The organism is Streptococcus danieliae (genome assembly GCF_009767945.1).
Classification (GTDB): Bacteria; Bacillota; Bacilli; order Lactobacillales; family Streptococcaceae; genus Streptococcus; species Streptococcus danieliae.
The window spans coordinates 1-20,869 of the sequence record NZ_WSRS01000025.1 but is presented as its reverse complement, the minus strand read 5'-3'; the positions used below and the strand labels follow the sequence as shown (position 1 = coordinate 20,869).

Genomic DNA, 20,869 nt, shown 5'->3' with positions numbered 1-20,869 from the left:
TTCCAAACAACTTCCTTGGTGCCCAGACTTCCTTCTTGCTCGACTACACGGGAATTCGCATCCAAGCTGTCATCGGCTTGATAAACGGTGTCAAAGGATAGCTCTTCCTGACGCGTCTCCAGGATGTCTTTGGTACCGACTAACAACACCTGATCAACAGCAGGCACAGTCTCTACTACAGGAGCATTGGCTGTGACCTCACCTGTTTTATCATTCAGGCTATAGGTCACCGTTGTCGTCTCACGACCCTTTTGACCCATGGTTTGAATCCGCTCTTGACCCTTATCCAAGGTCGCATCTTCTTGACGGATTTCTTGGAAATCTAGTTCCCGACTGGTAACCATAGGCTTGGTTCCGACACGAACCAAACGGTTGACAGGCGCTAGGATCACTGTTTCACGGACAAGCTCGTTCTTGGTCTTATTCCAAACAACTTCCTTGGTGCCCAGACTTCCTTCTTGCTCGACTACACGGGAATTCGCATCCAAGCTGTCATCGGCTTGATAAACGGTGTCAAAGGATAGCTCCTCCTGACGCGTCTCCAGGATGTCTTTAGTACCGACTAACAAGACCTGATCAACAGCAGGCACAGTCTCTACTACAGGAGCATTGGCTGTGACCTCACCTGTTTTCTCATTCAGGCTATAGGTCACTGTTGTCGTCTCACGACCCTTTTGACCCGTGGTTTGAATCCGCTCTTGACCCTTATCCAAGGTCGCATCTTCTTGGCGGATTTCTTGGAAATCTAGATCCCGACTAGTCACCACAGGCTTGGTTCCGACACGAACCAAACGGTTAACAGGGGCTAGGGTCACTGTTTCACGGACAAGCTCATTCTTGGTCTTGTTCCAAACAACTTCCTTGGTGCCCAGACTTCCTTCTTGCTCGACTACACGGGAATTCGCATCCAAACTATCATCTGCCTGATAAACGGTTTCAAAGGATAACTCTTCCTGACGTGTTTCCAGGATATCTTTGGTACCAACTAACCGCACCTGATCGACAGCAGGCACAGTCTCCACTACAGGAGCATTGGCTGTGACCTCACCTGTTCGCTCATCTAGAGTATAGGTCACCGTTGTCGTCTCACGACCCTTTTGACCCAAGGTTTGAATCTGTTCTTGACCCTTATCCAAGGTCGCATCTTCTTGACGGATTTCTTGGAAATCCAGTTCCCGACTGGTAACCACAGGCTTGGTTCCGACACGAACCAAACGGTTAACAGGAGCTAGAGTCACTGTTTCACGGACAAGTTCATCCTTGGTCTTGTTCCAAACAACTTCCTTGGTGCCCAGACTTCCTTCTTGCTCGACTACACGGGAATTCGCCTCCAAGCTATCATCTGCCTGATAAACAGTGTCAAAGGATAGCTCCTCCTGACGCGTCTCCAGGATATCTTTGACACCAACTAACCGCACCTGATCAACAGCAGGCACAGTCTCCACGACAGGAGCATTGGCTGTGACCTCACCTGTTCGCTCATCTAGAGTATAGGTCACTGTTGTTGTCTCACGCCCCTTTTGACCCAGGGTTTGGATCTGTTCTTGCCCCTTATCCAAGGTCGCATCTTCTTGACGGATTTCTTGGAAATCTAGCTCCCGACTGGTTACCATAGGCTTGGTTCCGACACGAACTAGCTGAGGAATTGGGCTTGTAAGAACCGTTTCACGAACCAATTCATTTTTGGTTTGGTTCCAAATAATCTCCTTACTTCCCTTGACTCCTTCCTGTACAAGTGCCTGAACTCCGACCTCTAAACTTGGATCTGCCTGATAGCGAATTGCAAAGGCTAGTTCCTCTTGGCGTGTCTCCAGCTGATCTTCTTCAGGTGGTTGTGGAGGTTCCGGAAGAAGTTCCTCCTTGGTTCCAACCACACGAACCTGATCAATCGCAGGACTAACCTCAACTACAGGAGGATTCGTTGTGACCAGACCTGTTAGAGGGTCAACTGTATAGGTCGTCGTCCTTGTCTCCAAGCCCTTCTGACCTACAGTCTGAATGTATTCTTTGCCTTTTTCAAGCTCGGCATCTTCTTGGCGGATTTCTTGGAAATCTAGCTCCCGACTGCTAACCACAGGCTTAGTTCCGACCCGAACCAGCTGAGGACGAGCTGGGCGAACTTGTTTTTCACTGACTGCTTGATCCTTCGTTTGATTCCAAACGATTTCTTTTAGACCCGGATTCCCCTCTTGCTCCACAAGACGCACACCGAAGTCCAAGTTGTCATCTGCTTGGTAGCGCTGCTCAAATGGGACTTCTTCTTGGCGAGTCACTAGAACATCCTTGGTTCCGACGAAAACCACTTGTGGTACTGCTGGGCTAATGGCAACTAGCGGCTCATTCGCCGTAACCACTCCGGTTGTTGGATCCAAGCTATAGGTAATCGTCGTTACCTCCAATCCTTTTTGGCCAAGAGTCTGAATCCGCTCTTGACCGACCTCGAGATTTGAATCCTCTTGACGGATCTCCTCAAAGGCTAGCTCTTTACTGCTAATGCTTGGTTTTACCCCAACTCGGATAATGCGGGCAAGTGCTGGTTGGACAATGGTTTCACCAACGAGTATATCCTTGGTTTGGTTCCAAACAACTTCTTTAGTTCCCAAGTTTCCTTCTTGCTCGACCACACGGGAATCCGCCTCCAAGCTATCATCCGCCTGATAAATCGTGTCAAACGGTAGCACTTCCTGGCGCGTTTCCAACAAATCCCGTGTCCCTACTCGTACAATCTGATTGATAGCAGGCTTACGCTCGAGACTCGGTGTGTTAGCTGTGATTTCCCCTGTTACTGGATCTAAGTGATAGGTAACCGTTGTAACTTCTAAGCCTTTTTGGCCTAAAACTTGGATTTCTTCTTGGCCAACATCCAAGTCAGCTGTTTCCTGACGGATCTCTTCAAAGTCCAATTCGCGACTGCTAATGCTTGGCTGAGTTCCGACCCTTACTAGCTGATCAAGTGGTTGCTGCACCAATGTCTCACGGATCACCTCATTCGTTAGTGGGTTCCAGACAATTTCCTTCTGGCCAACAACGCCATCCTGATCAATAATCCGTGAACCAGCTACCAAACTGTCATCGGCTTGATAACGAACCTCAAAAGGCACGTCCTCTTTGCGAGTCACAGAAGGTGTCTTACTACCTACTAAAATGACCTGACTAATAGCCGGTATCCGTTCCACAACCGGTGTATTGGTCAAGACAACCCCTGTTGTCGGATTTAGACTGTAGGTGGTTGTTTTCACTTCAAGACCTTTTTGGCCTAGGGTTTGAATCTGTTCCTGCCCTTCTTCCAGAGTCGAATCTGGCTGGCGGATTTCCTCAAAATCAAGCTCACGCGTGGTAATTGTTGGCTTTGTCCCAACCCGAATAATCCGTGGGCTCGGTTCAAGCAGTAAAACCTCACTGACCAATTCGTTTTTGCTCTGATTCCAAATAACTTCCTTAAAGCCATTCTCCCCTTCTTGTTCGACAATTCGAGAACCAGCGAGAAGCTGTTCATCGGCTTGGTAACGAATACTAAATGGGAGCTCTTCGCGACGCACTTTCAAGACATCCTGCGTTCCCACAAGAAGGATTTGATCGACAGCTGGTCGGACTTCTACTACTGGAGCATTCGCTGTCACTTGACCGGTCACTGGATCCAAGTCATAGGTAACTGTTGTAATCTCTAAGCCTTTTTGGCCGAGAACATGGATTTGTTCCTGCCCTTTCTGAAGCTTGTCTGTCTCTTGACGAATTTCTGTAAAATCTAACTCACGACTGGTGATAGTCGGCTTGGTACCCACACGGACAATCCGATTCAATGGGGGTACCACAACTGTCTCGCTCACCAACTCATTCTTATTGGTATCCCAGACAATCTTACTAGAACCTGGCACTCCCTCTTGAATGACCTGAATCAGACTAGCGGCTAATTGCTCATCCGCCTGATAAATCGTCTCAGGAACAAGATCCTGATACCGAAGCTCCAAGCCCTCCTGCTCTGGTAGAGGTTCAGGAGTTACTGGAACTTCTGGAACAATGACTGGTGGTTCGGGAGTCACTGGAACCTCGGGAACTACTACTGGTGGCTCTGGAGTCACTGGAACCTCGGGAACAACCACGGGTGGTTCGGGAGTCACTGGAACCTCGGGAACTACTACTGGTGGCTCTGGAGTCACTGGAACCTCGGGAACAACCACTGGTGGCTCTGGAGTCACTGGAACCTCGGGAACTACTACTGGCGGCTCAGGGGTTACTGGAACCTCGGGAACTACTACTGGCGGCTCAGGGATTACTGGAACTTCTGGAACTACAACCGGCGGTTCAGGAGTTACTGGAACTTCTGGAACTACTACAGGTAGTTCTGGAGTCACTGGAACCTCGGGAACAACCACAGGTGGTTCTGGAGTCACTGGAACCTCTGGAACAACCACGGGTGGCTCTGGAGTCACTGGAACCTCTGGAACTACTACAGGTGGCTCTGGAGTCACTGGAACCTCTGGAACTACTACTGGTGGTTCTGGGGTTACTGGAACTTCTGGAACTACTACTGGTGGTTCTGGAGTTACTGGAACTTCTGGAACTACTACTGGTGGTTCTGGAGTTACTGGAACTTCTGGAACTACTACTGGCGGTTCGGGAGTTACCGGAACCTCGGGAACAACCACAGGTGGCTCTGGAGTCACTGGAACCTCTGGAACAACCACGGGTGGCTCTGGAGTTACTGGAACCTCTGGAACTACTACTGGCGGTTCTGGAGTTACTGGAACCTCTGGAACTACTACTGGCGGTTCTGGAGTTACTGGAACTTCTGGAACAACTACAGGTGGCTCTGGAGTCACTGGAACTTCTGGAACAACTACAGGTGGTTCAGGAGTCACTGGAACTTCTGGAACAACTACAGGTGGTTCAGGAGTCACTGGAACATCTGGAACAACTACAGGTGGTTCAGGAGTCACTGGAACTTCTGGAACAACCACAGGTGGCTCTGGAGTCACTGGAACATCTGGTTTGAGAGTCTCAGCTGGTTTCGTTGGCCCTACCGGCACTGGCTTAGGGGTTACAACTGTCGCATCTGTTTCTTCACGGTTCGGAGTTATTGGCCCCAAGACCGCTGGTACATTCAAGACAAAGGACTCTGGATTTGACAAGGAGTCCAAACGGTTGATGGACTCCAATTGAAAGGGCCTGCTTGTCTTTAAGGGCAAGATATTGCCCAACTGATCAACTTTTAAATAGCCAATATACTTGTGGCCTGGAATCTCTAACGGCAGGGGTAGTTGGCCATCAGCCTGACTGTGAACCGTTTGATTATACCGAGCCAACTGTTCATTGATTAACGCAAAAGCATCCGTCGCCAAAACGGCACTTCCAGCCGCCGTTACCAGGAGGACAGAGGCTATTTTTTGTTTCCGCGTTTTACCAAAGGCTAAACCGATAATCAAAAAAGCCGTTACACCAAGCCCAAGGAGTGCATTCGCTTCCTGACTACCTGTGTCAGGAAGATTGTCAAGTGCAGCCTCCTTATCCAAGCGATAAACCAGGTAGTATTCACGAACTTCACCTTCATGGTACTTGGGCAATTCCCGAATAATGAGTTGCTGTTCTTGCTCAGTTAACTCATCTTCTGTCACATATTTATAACCAATTCCAGCAACACCCTGGTCATTAGCCCAGACGGCCTGCTCTGTGACTGGTAGAAATACACTTCCAATCGTCGTCGACAGAAGTCCTACCGATAACTTTCTCAACGAAAACCGCTGCAGTCTTTCCCGATTCATTAACGTCCCTCTTTATTTCAATATTTGATCGACATCTAGTCATTTAAGAATAGTTTCTACAGAATGCTAGGACAAGGATTGCACTTCACCTATCAGCTATCAGCCATTCTTAAATGCCTCTAAATCTGACTACCGAATACTCTTCATCTGAGTTCACACTGCTAGCTAGAACTTCCCTAAGGCGTCTCAACTCCGTGCAAATTGAAACAAGTCTGAGTATCCATTCAACATTCTATACTTATAAGAATAGCACATCCATACCACTTTTTCAAAAAATCCTATCAAAAAGATTAAGTTGCATTGTATATGTGTGCAAAAATACTTTTGTTTCGCCTATACTAGGAACTTTGATCCTTAATGAAATCAAACATCAGAATACTCACCCGACATCCAACTCTAAAATCATTACTCAAACTAGACAGTGAAACGCAGGCATCACTAAAGTGAAGCAAGTCAAAGCTAACAAGATAGAAAGAGCATAAGAAAAGAGGCTGGATATTAATCCAACCTCAAGCGCTTATTTAGCTTTAAAATAGAGTACAATCGATGAAATCCCTTGATAAATAAAGGTAAATCCAATCATGTAAGACACCATCAGAGCCGTAAACAAGGGAGTCGTCATCATCAGGCTTCCTGTAAAAATCCCCAAAATACCAGTCCACATCAAAGTTGATCCGGCAGCACGGTCGAGTTTTTTCACATCGAAACTCATCATCAGACGAGTAATTCCAGAAATGAGCACCCAGAAAGCAATCATGGTTGCCATAAAGAGAGTCCGAGCACCAAAACCATCTGTCAAGAGCATTGTAGCCAAGAAGGCTGTGATGATTCCGTTAAAAAGACTCCAGCCACTCTTCCACTCATTGGTAAAATATTGCACCACATGGCTGATTCCATCAACCAAGAAAAACAATGCAACCATTGTCCCAAGACCAGCCAAGGCCATACCGGGATGACTCAAAACCCAGAAACCAGCCAAGAGACTAAGAATCCCAACCAAAATCAACAACCATGAATAACGTCTAAACATTTTACACTCCTGTAACTAAAAATAATCAGCTCTAGCCAAGTCTCTTCTATATTAATTGTTGAGACGGATCTTTTAATACTCCTTGAATTTCAAAACCCGACCTTGTCAAGTATCTTGGATAAACCTCAATTCTATCTTAGTCAACTTTCCAAACCATTTTTTGAAATTTTGTGAGCACTCTGAGTCTGATTCTCAGTAGGCATTACCTTGGACTAGTATAGACTATCTCAATAAAAAAAAACAAGATTCACCATGAAAATTTTTTAGAAAATTGCATGAAAAAAGTTCGTTACACGTCTTGATTTCAAATTGTAAACTGAAGCGATTTCTTTCCCTCTCTCGGCCTAAAGGCTTGTTAAATGACTTTAGTTTATCGATGAAATGAACAAAGTTTATGCCTCTGTCAATTCTTTTTATCCGACATCAGATTTTTCAAGCATAAACATTTTTAGCCACCACCAGGCTATGGGGTTTTTCAAATTCCGTTTCCAGGTAGGTCTGGTAAGTCCCCGGTGCAATAAATCCTTTTGGACTTAGAATATCTGTTCCTGCTTGACCAACAATGGTATCTGCTAGCAAGGCACAGTTGGTACTGAGAACGAAGTAGGTTTTAAACTTAGATTCCTTAAATTTATAGAGCTCTCCATTGGTCTCATGACGGATTTTATAAGCATAGGTGTGCTCCTCTGCCCCATCCTCCTTTTGCACTTTGGTCACAGGTGGTTCCCAAGGAATCAAGATTCGATCTAAGTCAGCCAAATAAGACTGGACCGCCTCTTCCTGCTCCCGAGTTAAATCAATTTCATAGCCAAATAGAGTCTTTTGACTTTCCCGCTTGCATAGATCGATGTAAGATTCTCGGTCACATTTGTAAAGCACCCCATCCCCCACCATTCCAAATAAACGCTCAGAGGAAGGATCGTAGGAACCGTAGGAGATCACGCGCCCCTGGTAACAAAGATCAACGTGCCCAACCGCTGCAAAAAAATTGGTCTGGGCCGTATGAATAAAAACTTCGATTTGACCAGTCTTCTCCTTCTTCGATTGATTGTATGCTTCTGCCGCAGATTCTTCTGCATTCTCCTGTAAAAATTTATTTAAACGATTGAGAGTCGCAGCTGGAATTAAAGCCGTTAAAAAAATGGGAAGGGTCACCCGTACCCTGCGTTTTAAATGGTTCTGTTGCATTTCCTGTTCAAAGAACAAACCATCCCGTAAGCGAGTTATACCCAAGGTTACCAAATACCAACCCAAAAGTAACAGCTGAAATTCATTAGCATCATGGTAGGGAGAAAGACTCCAAACACCAAAACCAGTCATGATTAGACCATCTGTCAAATACCGAAATCGTTTGGGAATCCCATTCTGTCGATACAAGAACCACGTCACTAAATTCACAACACCGGTAAAAATTTGATAGAAGGCAATCGCATAAACCAATAAATAGACTGCCATATTCTCCAACAAGGCAATCTCTCCGAAAACCAATGAAGCCACCAACTTGCCCAAGGTAATCCAAAGGTTCTCTTGGACTTCCTTACCTCCAAACCAACGATTGATCAAAGTCCAGAGAGCTGAGCCAAAAATATATAAAAAGAAAAGCTGATACCCCACCTTGGGCACCACCTGTCCTCCCAGAATCAGAAAAGCTCCAAGAAGAATCACAAAAATCCCCTCAACAATAGCCTTACGTCCACTCTGACCTAACCTTGCCAAACGTATCATAAAACCTCCAAAAATTTCAAATTACAAATCATTATAACACAAATCAAAAATAAGCAAAAAACGGTATAAAATCAAGAACTAGCCTTGCTTTCATACCGTTTTCAAAACATACTAATCTCCCGCCTTCTCCTATAGCAAATAACGGAGGAGAGACAGTAAAACAGACAGGGTGACCAAACAGACAAGTGTTAGATAGAAGATTGAGCGTTTGCTTTTCTCGGTCTCCCCTTTTTGATACCGAGCCTGCTGGATTCGTTGTTCAATATCCTGGTTTAGAAGTGGATTCTCTTTCGTCATAGTCCTTCTTTAGCCTTTCAAGAATAATTGGTAGTCTGCCGGTGTTGCCTGATTCCCATGTTGCCGCTGACCTTGGACGACTGCTGCCAGGTCTTTCTGCTCCTTGAGCCAATTGGCCAGACTAGTCGGATCTTGAGAATCAAAGAGGGCTTCTGGCAAGAGCAAGGCTGGCTGATGGCAGGTCTGAGCAAAGGCGACGAGCAAGAGGTTATGCTCAAAGGCCTGGCGAAGGGCAGCCATGATTTCTGAACCATGGTTGATATCCAAATAAATGTCACAAGCCTGAAACAGCTTTTGGATTTGGGCAGGTCCTGCATTGGGATAGAGCTGTACCTGGGTGCGCTGGCCATAGCTCGTCAGTTTTTGGGACATTTCCGTTAAGGCTGCAATATGGAAGCGGTAGTCCGGCAGGTGCTCCAAGAGCACATCCAAACCTTCCAGTTGATCCGAGTTGGTCAAAATCAAGATTTCCTTCCGATTGCCATTTTCAGCTCGGCTCGGATAAATGTAGCCCAGTTGAGCCACCGAGGCTTTTTGGTCCTCCTCTAGCAAGTCTTGCAGCTGCTGGTAAGCTCCTGCTTTTTGAACCAAAATCCGGGTTGAACGGGACAGGCGGCCTTGAAGTAGCAGCTGCATATTCCCAGGAATCTGATTCCCAATCTCCTCCTGCCAAAAGAGGATATCCTGACCTTGTCCTCCTAAATAGTAGGTCAAGAGGAAGGGCATGCCCAAAGAATTATAAGCTATTTGAGACAGATCCAAACCCGACTGCCGCAGATAGAAGAGGTAAAAGTCAACCTTCTTGGCAAAAGCGTAGGTCTGCCCCTGCCACTCCAACAAGAGGTCTCCTGTCACCAGATTCTCCAATAAATAAGGCCGCTGGTCCGCATCAAAATAGTGCTTATGGGTCACTTCCAAATTCGCATTAAAATACGTTTTCGCAAACAAGCGCCCCCAACGATTGTAGTGGTCAGCAACCACCACCTTCCCCTGATCATTCAACCATTCGACTGTTTTGACCAAGCGCAAGTGCTTGGGTTCCTGATAGTAAATCGTTGCCTTCTTTTGACCATAATTCCAGATTTCCCCCTGCTGATTGGTGCCCCGAATCTGCCAATAGTCGGGAACAACAACTTCATTAAAATAAAGAGGGGTCGCTTCCTCCTCAGATTGGCTAGCAAAGAAGTCAAAAGGTGAAGTGAAGCCATCTGGCAAAAAACCATCATCTTGCAACACAATACTAGGCCCCTCAATCCCCGCCGCCTGCAGGGAGTAAGCCAAATCTAGGCTCTCCTGGGTCAAACGATCATAGAGTTTTAGCATGGCTGACCTCCTCAATAAACTGGGCCCAGGCTTGGGCCAGACGCTCATGTAAAAACGACTCTGCTTTTCGGTAAGAATGGGCTTGAGCCTCCGCCTGCCGATCCGCCTGGTAATAGGCAATAATCTGCTGGGCAAAGGCTTGGGCCAGATAGGCAGAATCATCAGACTCCGGCCTTGGAATCAGAAAACCATTTTGACCATTATCGACAAAGGTCTGATTGCCATAGGGAACATCCAGCCCAATCAGGGGAAGACCCGATCCCACCGCCTCCATCAAGGTCAGGCCAAAGCCCTCACTGGTTGAGGCGGTCAAATAGACTTCGTACTGCTGGTAAACATCTGCTAGCTGCTGGTGCCCCTTTAAGCGGATATAGTCCTGGGCTCCCGCTGCTTCAATCATCTGAGTCAATTTCTGGCGTTCGCCTCCCTCACCATAGATGTCAAAGCGTAATTGCGGCAGGGTCTTCTTGGCCTCAACCACCGCAGCCACTAGCCAATCAATGTGTTTCTCGCTCGCCAAACGGGAGCTGGTCATCAGACTGTATGCCTGACGCTGACCTTGAGGCCTGCGCAATTGGCTCAAACTTCCCACCGGGATAGCTGTAATCCGCGGTTGGTGCTTGCTGTAGGTCTTGAATTGCTGCTCCAAGACCTCTTTTTGTTTTTCCGTAGAGGTAATAAAGGCATCCACTAAATGCGCATTAGTAAATTGGTATTCATAATAATTGTTCCAAAGTACATTGTAGGCATCTGTGCCCTTGGCATTGTAATGCTCTGCATGGATGACCACTACCAGCTTGGCTGGACCCTTATGGGCAAAAACTGCCTGGCCAATACCGCTGGCCCGATCCAAGATTAGCAGGTCCTGAGCCTCCAGTTGCAAGCGCTCCAACATATAGGCAAGCAGGGCCTCCTTCCCTTCAAGCAGGCGATCCGCAAAACGAAACAGCGACTGCTGATTGGAGATTAGCTCTTCATAAGCGACACTGCCATCCTCATTGAAAAACTGCCGTTGATAGAGTTGGGGCTTGTCTTCCAACGGAGCATAGTACTCACTAAAAACGCGAGTGTAGCTGTAGTAATCCTTCCGAATCAAGTTGCCCTTGGACACGTACTCCACGCGCTGAACATACTGTTCCTCGTCCCCACAAAGACTCGCATTGACGTAGAAGTCTGGCCCCAGATGATAGCGCAGCAATTTGGGACCAGTCTCCGTTTTCAACACCGGACTTGTAAAGGTTGCCTCGAGATCAGCCTTAGAAAACGTGCTGGGAGCGATCCTAAGATCGGTAAAAAAGCTATACAGCCAAAGGACTTCCTCATCTCTAAAACCAATATTAGAGGTGAAGTGCTGCAGATTCTCTGTTTGGAACAGATCCGTAAAGATGAACTTGGCCGGCTGTTTTAGTTCGCGAAAAATCTGAGCCCGGTAAGCCTGGGCATATTCAACTCCGCTACTGGCCCAGCCAATGCCAAGATTGATACTATAAACTGTCATAGGTCCTCTCTTATACAAAGTAGATGGTGTGACCTTTTTCCGGGTCAGCTTCAATCGTACTCAACATGACATTGCGGACAATGCCCTCCTTGACCCGGTGGGCCATCTGATTATAGGATTCCAAGGATTCCCGGAAATACTCCGATGTCATATCCCGTTGAGCGACTTGGCGGATCGGTACAAAGGACTTGAGTTGCTGAAGGGTGTCGACCTGCTCAATCCAAGCTTCATCAATCGCCCGTAAAACCGATAAACGGAGAAACTCTTCCAACTTCTCCTCGGTTTTCAAAAACTCCTGCTTTTTGGCCAGCTCTCTACGGTAGAGGCTCCAAAGATAGGCCAGAACTGCTGCTGAATCCTGGGGATCCAACTCCTGAGCAGCAAGCTGATTTTTGTAGGAATAGTAATCCAAAATATAGCGTTGTAAGTCCTGCTGACTCAACTGCGGGTGGCGGTCCACAAAGTCTTGCATGGTCTCTCTGAAAATGGCATCCATCCGCGCTCCCAAATCAATCCGATTATAGATCAAGTCATCCCGCAACTGGTAGATCTGCTGGCGTTGGATCCGCAAACTTTCATCAAACTGAATCGTTGACTGGCGCGCCATCTGCGCCTTGTCCTCACTCTTTTCCTGGGCCTGGCGGATGGCCCGTTTAAAACGTCCACCCTGAAGCGGCTGGCCAAAATTGGCCCGCTGGCTATGGTTGTTTTTTTCAAAATACCGACTCAAGCCTTTGCTACCATACTGGCGCAAAAGCTCATCTTCCAAGCAAACAAAGAATTGGCTCAGACCTGGGTCTCCCTGGCGACCCGCCCGTCCTCGCAACTGCCAGTCAATCCGGCTATTGGCCATCCGTTCGGTTCCGACTACAGCCAGACCGCCCAGTTCTGCAACTCCAGGACCCAACTTAATATCGGTCCCACGACCGGCCAGGGAGGTCGCCACCGTGACAGCTCCTAGCTGGCCGGCTTCCTGAATAATTTGGGCCTCCTTGGCCACATTTTTAGCCGTTAGAACGCTATGAGGAATCCCTTCTTGCAGTAGCATCCGTGAGTAAATCTCGGCAATATCAACCGTTCCTGAAATCAGAAGCACCGGTTGTTGGCGCTGGTGCAGAGCGTGCACATAGTTTAACGTCGCTTGGAGTTTTTCAGGCAGGGTCACGTAGATTTTATCGGGATAGTCGATTCGCTGGATCGGGGCCTTGGTCGGAATCACCAGCACCGGTAGCTTGTAGGTGGCAATTAGTTCGTCCTCGGCCATTTTCCCAGTCCCCGTCATGCCCGCAATGCGGGGGAACATATTAAAGAGACTTTGGTAGGTGACCGAAGCAACCGAGCGAGAATCCTGACTAAGGGGCACCCCTTCCTTGGTCTCTAGAGCCTGGTGGATCCCGGATTGCAAGCGGGTTCCTTCCAAAACACGCCCCGTCCGGTTGTCCAAGAGTTTGACCTCCTCGGCTTCCACCACATAATCCACATCCTTTTTATAGAGATGGTGGGCTCTGAGAGCCAAGTTAATGTGGCGGTTCAATTCAAAATAAGCCGCCCCGTAAAGATCGGAGATGTCAAAATAAGCTTGGGCATAGGCAATCCCGTCCTTGGTCAAAAAGACTGTCTTGTCTTCTTGGAGATGACGGAACTCCCGCTCCGCTTCCAAGGTTAAAACAAACTGATTGGCAATCGTATAGAGATTAGACTGAACCCGAGGAAAGCCTGAAATAATCAGAGGCGTCTGCGCCGCATCTAACAGCACCGCATCCGCTTCATCGACAATCACATAATGGAAGGGACGTAAGAATTTATCCGCTTCATCTGCCGCCAAATTATCTGCCAGGTAGTCAAAACCTAGAGCGGTACTGGTGGTATAGGTAATATCTGCTGCATAGACTGCCCGCTTATCGGCAACCTCAACCACCTCATCTGGAGCAAAGACCCCAACACCAACAGCCAAGCCCATAAATTCATAAACCGGAGCCATCTCCTTGGCATCCCGCCGAGCTAGATAATCATTGGTGGTCACCAAAATGGCTCCCTGACCGGACAGCGCATTGAGATAAAGAGGCATGGTCGCAGTCAAGGTCTTGCCCTCCCCCGTTTTCATTTCTGCAATGTAGCCCTGATGCAAGGCAATCGCTCCCATGACCTGAACATCAAAGGGAAACAGTCCTAGCACCCGGCGACTGGCTTCCCGAATGGCTGCATAAGCCTCGATTAGCAAGTCATCCAAACTCTCCCCCGCCGCCAAGCGTTGGCGAAAAGCAGGCGTTAAAGCCGCCAACTCTTCATTGCTCAGCCGGGCCATTTCCTCCTTTAGCCCATTAATCTGATCGACTATCCGACCAATTTCTCTTAATTTTAAGCGATTTAATAAGAATCCTTTTTCTTTCATATCATCTTGTTTTTATTAAATTTTGAACCAAATACAAATCAGCAGGTAACTCCTCAGCCAGGTACCGCTTTTCAAGCGGTTTGTCTAGCCCAAAGGATGTGACCGTCTCTTGTGTGTAGATGGAAATTCCCTTCACCACAAGCCGACTTGCACCCGCACTTTTCACGGTCAAGGTATAGCGAAAGGCCTCAGCTGGATACGTAATGGTCCCCTGATGCTGGCGCAGAACCTCAAATCCCAACTGCTCTTCCTGCCGATTAAAGTAAGTCACTTCCAGGAAGAAGCAGCCCTGGGGCTCTGCATCAATAGCGATCTCAAGCCAATAGCTGTGACCAGGAACCAAGAGTGGCAAACTAGGAGATGCCCGCTTGACTTGGTAATTGGTTGCGGAATCGAACCGACAAATCAATTTCCCAGACGCCATCCGCTGATTTTCAAACACAGTCCCTTCCTCGCCAAAGACTAGACTGGTCCCATAAAGATAGGCATCCTTACTATAAACCTGGTCCCACATTACCCGGTGTATCAAGTCTTTCCTCATCCATTTTTCCTTCCATAACCTTCTTCTAACAATTGCAGATACTGCCGCTGAAACCACTTATTGATGGCTGGACTATTGTCATTGTGACGCCCCTCATACCCCTTGGTGTAGACATGGGCTCCCTTATCTGCCAAGGCTGTCAGTAGCCTACTGGTTGCCTGACCATCATAATCATCATTTTCCATGTAAGCAACCGCAAAGGTTGTCTGCTCAAAGGCCGATTGGCTAAACTTATCCCAAAAGCGCTGATTCAACTCCTGCAGGTGCCAATCGCTAGTGCCGCCGGTTACATTGCGTAAAACATCGGCACTGGTTTCAAACTCATCGGGACGTTTTAGTTTCATGGCTTCAACGGTATCCCCTAGGTTGGTAAAGGGTTTGCCAATCACCACTGCATAGGGATCAAAGTCTGCTGCATAGTAGAGGGCCCCGAAGGTGCCCATGGACAAACCTGATAGAATCAAATCCTTTTTGGCAAAACCGAGATAGTCTAAAGACTCTTGAATGACCGCTACAATTTTGGCCTCCAATTCGGCAGAACCAATATAGAAGCCACCCCCCTCAAGCCGTGGATCGCCGATTAGCAAAAAGGGGCTCTGGAGTCTTTTCATATTCCGATAACCTTCAAACCCTTCTGCCGTCCGGAAACCCGAGAAGTAAACATTGAGTGGCGGCTTGAGATCACCCGGATTGAAATAGTAGATAAACTCTTGTTTTTTAGCATCACTGTACCGTTCACCCCCCAGGACAAAGCGGCCCAGGCCTAAACGGGAATAGCGCCAGTGGAGCGGTCCAAAACCCAATTTCCCCTGTCCCTTAGCCCAAACAGAAATCGAATAAAAGCCAATGTCTGGATCTTGAGGTAAGACATAGGGTTCTCGGAGTTGGTCCTCCTCTAAGAGGATTGGCGGCAAATACGTATAATTGCTACCCTGACGTAGGGGAGTAATCTCCAGCCGCACTTGAGGATTCCCTGACAGCTTAAAATGTTCTAACCAGATTTCTAGGGCGACTGGAAAGCTGCTCAAATTATAGCGGTAGGTCAACAGTGGTTGAAAGTCTGCCCCAAAATCCCCTTCGAGATGAATCGCCACCTGGCCATCGTAGGACACCTGACCTTGAAAGATCGGATTGATGTCGATATCTGCAAGTTTGAGCTTGGCACCATACTGGCTGCCAAAATGAGTCAGCTGTAAAAAATCCATTTTGAGCTGGGCATCCCCGGAGACTCCCAATGGGCGTAGGCGTTTCCGTCTAAAAATACCATCGAAAGCCCCCTCAGCTAGCCTAATTCCCTCATCAACATAGAGGCCATAGGCTTCTACCAAATTCGTCAGGGGCTCAAGCGCCGCTTCCTCGACCCACTCCGTTACAATAACGGCCGTAAAGCGCAGGTCAACCTTGGCAGGAGCTTGTCCCTCCTTTGCAGGTGGGAGAGTAGCGCGCATCTCCTCTCTTAGCTCCTCCAAGTAAGCGGGTAACTGTTCAATCCTGGTCCAGTACCAGTCCATTTCTGCTGGAACTTGTTCAACTTGATCAGCCCAGGACTGAGAGCCAATTTGTAAAATTTTCATAGCTGTGCTTCCTCATTCAGTAATTCCTGCCACTGTTCCAGAATCCGTCCACTGGTATAGTCTGCCATTTTTTGAACACTGTAGACCAAAGACTGGTTCCAATTGGCCAAACCAGCTAGGTAGAACTGGAGAGCGCTGGCTAGATCCGCTTCGGGACTCAAAATCCAGCCATTTTTTTGGTGGCTGACAAACTCTGTGGCCACACGGTTAATCTGGGGGAGTCCGGCCGATATACTCGCAATTTGCGTATAGAGATCGGGTTCTGCCCCTAGATCTAAGACCAGCCGAGCTGAATCCAGGGCCTTAATCATGTCTGTCTCGTTGGTCAACAGCTCAAAAGAAATCCGAGAAAACTCTAAAACCTCGTCTTCTTCCAATTGATTTTCATTACCTTCATCTGCTACTTGGAAGAAATCCGCGACATCATAGTGACTCTGGATTTTATGAGTCAGCCAAGTTTCCAAGTCCCCAAAATCCCGCATTCTATCAAAGGTGACCAAGGCCAAGGACACATCCTCCTGTTGCGCCATAAAGGCTAGGAGAATCTCGAGCGTAGCCTTTAATTCCTCCTGAGACAGGGGATCACTATAAAAATAGATTTTCTGTTCCCTTAGCATTTGGCTGTGACCCAGGCGCAAACGGGTATCATAAGGGGGGATCCGCAGGAGCATTTTAGGACTTCTGCCAGCAGCTACCAGTAACGGACGCAAGGCCTTTTCTTGTTTTTTCCGATCAACCACCACCAAACTCGCCTGCTCCAGCAAGACGCGAGTGGTAGGGCTATCAGTAAGCTCCAGGCGATCCCCAAAGAAAGAAAAGATCTTCTGCTGCCCTGGAAACACATCCAGAATCAACTCATTGTGCTGGGCATGACTGGCCACGACCAACTTGTCCTCTGGCCCCACTTCCGTCTGAGCTAAGACTTCCAAACGTTCCCGCATAAGGGACGGCCAATCAGCATAATAAGGCTTTTGAAAGGAGTGATCGCCAGAGGGATTTATCTCGATTTGCCCCAACTCATGAGGCTGCAGGTGTTCCCGCACCTGCCAGATCCCACCCTCATTCAAGTAATCCTGATACAACTCCTGCCCTGTGGCATCAAAGTAGAGAATCGACGAAAGAAAGCCTCGGTCATCAAAGAGGTAGTGCTTAGCGGAACGCCCTTCTTCCAAAAATTCGATAAAAAACAGATTTCCATCTTGGGCAAAATGAATGATGGCTAAATCGACACTCTCCAAACGAGCCACAACGGCAAAAGGACTGTATAAAAACTGCACTCCTGCTGGCCAGTTCAACTCCTTAAAAGAGACAGGCCGAACATGCACAGACGAGATATTCTGAATATCATCAAAGAAAGACCAATAAGGGGTCTGTAGCAGCCCTTGTTTATGCAGATAGTAGCGAAATTGGGGCTGGTAGTTCAAGACCAGCAAGCTTGCTTTCTCTTGCGCCTGATGAAACATTTTAAGCTGGTTTACTGTATCATCAAAGGTCATCTGCTCCAAGATGCGAAACCAGAGCTGGGTATTGTGGTACCAGGGCCGACTCTGATTATACCAGGAAGGGATGAAATAAAACATGACAGGTCCTTTCTAGTTTAAATGACATGGTTATACTGTTTCCAACTTTGAATGGTGTTCACTTGCTCGATCACCCCTAAGAGCAAGCTGGAAACAATATAGGCATTGTTGATCAAGAGAGCAATGCTGACAGAGCCATCCTGCTCTCCCTGAAGGAGCAAGAACAGCAAGGGTAGCCCCCCAATCACAATCACGGTCAAGGCCCCGAATTGCGCTAGACTATTGACCTTATCTTGGATAAAAAGCTTGGTCGCCTTCCCAGGCTGAACCCCCTCAATATAGTCTCCATTATTTCGCATATTTTTAGCAATATCAAAGGCGTCATAGTTGTAATAGGCAAAGCCAATCGCCAAGACGTATAAGAGAGCGATGTAGAACAGGGCTCCTGGTAGCTGGCTCAAATTTAGATTGGCCACTAGGACTTTCAAGAACTCCTGCTCTGGATAGAGAAAGCGGAGTCCATTTAAAAGATAGGCCGGCAACATCATCAAGGTCATTCCGTACATAAAGGGCAGGGCTCCTGCAGGGGTTACCCGAATGGGTAAATAACTTTTCTGGTTGTAGGAACTATTCAGTCCAACCCGCTTAATCGGAATGCGGTACTCCCCCCGATAGAGGGTTACCGTCATCAGAACCAAGGCCCCATAAACCAACAGAAACACCAGCACTTGACCGAGCAAGCTCCACGAAAAGCGCTGTACTTCCGCAAAAAAGCTAAGACCATTTTCAAGAAAGGCCAAGATCATATTGACTAAGATGAGGATGGTCATACCGCCCAATCCTCGCTCAGCATTCCGATTGCCGAGCCAGGTTAAAACGACGGAACCCGCTATCAGAATCAGAATCGTTACCCAGATAGCCGGCCCATCTCCTGACAGACCCAACAGGGTTAGTTCACGTAGGTCAGCAGTCGCTGTTAGCCCCAAACCTTGAATCGCCCCGACCACCAAGGTCAAAAGCATCCGGTAACGATAGATCTGAGCCTGGGTCTGCTGTTTAAACAGATTAAACACCGTAAAAAAGCGCCAAATAATAATCGTGGTCATCCAAGGACTCAAGCCGAGCGAGAACAGGGTCATAGCCGAAATACGAGCACCTGTCACAGTGGCCAGATTATTTAGCAAATGGTGATTGGCCACTTCCTGGCTGACAACCGCTGTCGGCACTGGTAGAAAACGCCCAATCATGTAGACCAGTACAATCAGTAAGGTCCAAATCATTTTTCTCAATAGGAGGCTACTAGCCCATTTTTTTCTGATCGTATACATTCTTTATCCATTTCTGTTTCTCATACCTCTTCTATTTCAAGAAATTAACCAAGCACAAACTGGTTCGAGTAGCATTTTCCAGAGTACAATACAAAAACAGCTCTCTGCTAAATGTTCCTACAAATAACAGAGAGCTCAAAGAAGAATCGATGTCCTTCTGGATCTTTATGACCCTTTGTTCACAAAGACGTTTAATAGATATAAATGGAAACCAGTTTGAATCTTAGTCTACTAGATCCTCTTCAGTGGTACGTTTCTTACGACTCAGCAATCCTAAGCCCAAGACACCCAAACCTGCCCAAGCAAGAGCATCTGACGATTCATCACCTGTATTTGGCAAACGATCGGCCGCGACTTTTTGAGTCATGGACTTCAATTGACTCCGTGAAAGCGACCCTCTCATCGATTCGGATACAGACTCACTTACGGGTTCAGATACGGATTCGCTTACTGAATCTGATACGGACTCGCTTACAGATTCTGATGCGGATTCGCTTACTGACTCACTTACGGATTCAGATATGGACTCGGAGGTTGGGTTTTCAACAACCTTAACCGTTACAGAAACCTTGTCTTGTGAGCCATCTGGGTAGGTCACAAGAACTGTCACTGGTTTATCACCCGCTGTACTTGTGTCTACTGGACTTTCAAACTCAACCTTGCTACCTACTGGAAGATCTCCGAGGTTTGAGATGGATTTAGATGGGTCGACTGGATCACCAACTTTAACAGTCTGGTCAACTGGACTTGGTTGGTTGCTGTCTGCTTGGGTTGGGTTTTCAACAACCTTAACCGTTACAGAAACCTTGTCTTGTGAACCATCTGGGTAGGTTACAAGAACTTTCGCTGGTTTATCACCGGCTGTGCTTGTGTCTACTGGACTTTCAAACTCAACCTTGCTACCTACTGGAAGATCTCCAAGGTTAGAGATGGATTTAGATGGATCGACTGGATCACCAACTTTAACAGTCTGGTCAACTGGACTTGGTTCGTTCCTGTCTGCTTGGCTTGGGTTTTCAACAACCTTAACCGTTACAGAAACCTTGTCTTGGGAACCATCTGGGTAGGTTACAAGAGCTGTCGCTGGTTTATCACCGGCTGTGCTTGTGTCTACTGGACTTTCAAACTCAACCTTGCTACCTACTGGAAGATCTCCGAGGTTAGAGATGGATTTAGATGGATCAACTGGATCACCAACATTAACCGTTTGGTCAACTGGGCTTGGTTGGTTGCTGTCTGTCTGTACAGATTCACTTAGAGATTCAGATACAGACTCAGACGCTGATGCTGATTCACTTACTGATTCTGATACAGACACTGACTCAGATGCTGATACTGATTCACTTACAGACTCTGATACAGATACGGACTCAGATACTGATACTGACTCACTCACGGATTCAGATACGGATTCGCTTACGGACTCGGAGACTGATTCAGACACTGATTCGCTTACGGATTCAGATACTGACTCACTCACGGACTCAGATACTGACTCGCTTACGGACTCTGATACTGATTCGCTCACAGACTCAGACACGGATTCACTTACTGACTCGGATACTGATTCAGACACTGACTCAGACACGGATTCGCTTACCGATTCTGATACTGACTCACTTACTGACTCAGACACGGATTCAGACACGGATTCACTTACTGACTCAGACACTGACTCACTTACGGATTCTGATACTGATTCGCTTACCGATTCTGATACTGACTCTGATACTGATTCGCTTACTGACTCGGAGACAGACTCACTTACGGACTCGCTTACGGACTCGGATACTGACTCACTCACGGATTCAGATACTGACTCACTTACTGACTCAGACACTGACTCGGAGACTGATTCAGACACTGACTCACTTACTGACTC

Annotated in this window: 12 protein-coding genes; all 12 read right to left on the bottom strand. The window is 47.4% G+C overall.

The genetic code is table 11. The annotated features are described in order from the left end of the window. The coding region (locus E5983_RS04005) for a G5 domain-containing protein (protein ID WP_160332625.1) at positions 1 to 5,759 on the bottom strand (5,759 nt) is incomplete at its 3' end. A 517-nt stretch (positions 5,760 to 6,276) separates the two neighbouring features. Further along, entirely contained in the window at positions 6,277 to 6,789 is a 513-nt protein-coding gene (locus E5983_RS04000; RefSeq protein ID WP_160332624.1) for an HdeD family acid-resistance protein, read from the bottom strand. A gap of 432 nt (positions 6,790 to 7,221) precedes the next feature. Next, positions 7,222 to 8,514 carry a DUF308 domain-containing protein gene (locus tag E5983_RS03995; RefSeq protein ID WP_160332623.1) on the bottom strand — a complete coding sequence of 431 codons (1,293 nt, stop codon included), beginning with the start codon at positions 8,512 to 8,514 and terminating at the stop codon, positions 7,222 to 7,224. A gap of 129 nt (positions 8,515 to 8,643) precedes the next feature. Continuing rightward, the gene (locus E5983_RS09715; protein WP_202056411.1) at positions 8,644 to 8,811 is read right to left on the bottom strand and encodes a hypothetical protein; all 168 of its coding nucleotides are present in this window, start codon (positions 8,809 to 8,811) and stop codon (positions 8,644 to 8,646) included. Positions 8,812 to 8,820: 9 nt separating this feature from the next. Next, positions 8,821 to 10,134 carry an accessory Sec system glycosylation chaperone GtfB gene (gtfB, locus tag E5983_RS03990; protein ID WP_160332622.1) on the bottom strand — a complete coding sequence of 438 codons (1,314 nt, stop codon included), beginning with the start codon at positions 10,132 to 10,134 and terminating at the stop codon, positions 8,821 to 8,823. After that, positions 10,118 to 11,632: an accessory Sec system glycosyltransferase GtfA gene (gtfA, locus tag E5983_RS03985; protein ID WP_160332621.1), complete on the bottom strand. Its 1,515-nt coding sequence runs from the start codon at positions 11,630 to 11,632 to the stop codon at positions 10,118 to 10,120. Before gtfA ends, gtfB begins: the two co-directional genes overlap by 17 nt. Before the next feature lie 10 nt (positions 11,633 to 11,642). Then, on the bottom strand, positions 11,643 to 14,024 hold the full coding sequence (gene secA2 / locus E5983_RS03980; RefSeq protein WP_160332620.1) for an accessory Sec system translocase SecA2: 2,382 nt from the start codon (positions 14,022 to 14,024) through the stop codon (positions 11,643 to 11,645). Between the two features lies 1 nt (position 14,025). After that, positions 14,026 to 14,565, bottom strand: coding sequence for an accessory Sec system protein Asp3 (gene asp3, locus E5983_RS03975; protein WP_160332619.1), 540 nt, complete (start codon positions 14,563 to 14,565; stop codon positions 14,026 to 14,028). Next, positions 14,562 to 16,139, bottom strand: coding sequence for an accessory Sec system protein Asp2 (asp2, locus tag E5983_RS03970; RefSeq protein WP_160332618.1), 1,578 nt, complete (start codon positions 16,137 to 16,139; stop codon positions 14,562 to 14,564). The genes asp3 and asp2 overlap by 4 nt, the downstream gene beginning before the upstream one ends. Beyond that, on the bottom strand, positions 16,136 to 17,719 hold the full coding sequence (gene asp1, locus E5983_RS03965; RefSeq protein ID WP_160332617.1) for an accessory Sec system protein Asp1: 1,584 nt from the start codon (positions 17,717 to 17,719) through the stop codon (positions 16,136 to 16,138). Before asp1 ends, asp2 begins: the two co-directional genes overlap by 4 nt. A gap of 17 nt (positions 17,720 to 17,736) precedes the next feature. Next, positions 17,737 to 18,987: an accessory Sec system protein translocase subunit SecY2 gene (secY2, locus tag E5983_RS03960; protein ID WP_160332616.1), complete on the bottom strand. Its 1,251-nt coding sequence runs from the start codon at positions 18,985 to 18,987 to the stop codon at positions 17,737 to 17,739. A gap of 223 nt (positions 18,988 to 19,210) precedes the next feature. Continuing rightward, positions 19,211 to 20,869, bottom strand: a 1,659-nt coding sequence (locus E5983_RS10020; protein ID WP_160332615.1) for a Rib/alpha-like domain-containing protein, incomplete at its 5' end; no start/stop codon positions are given.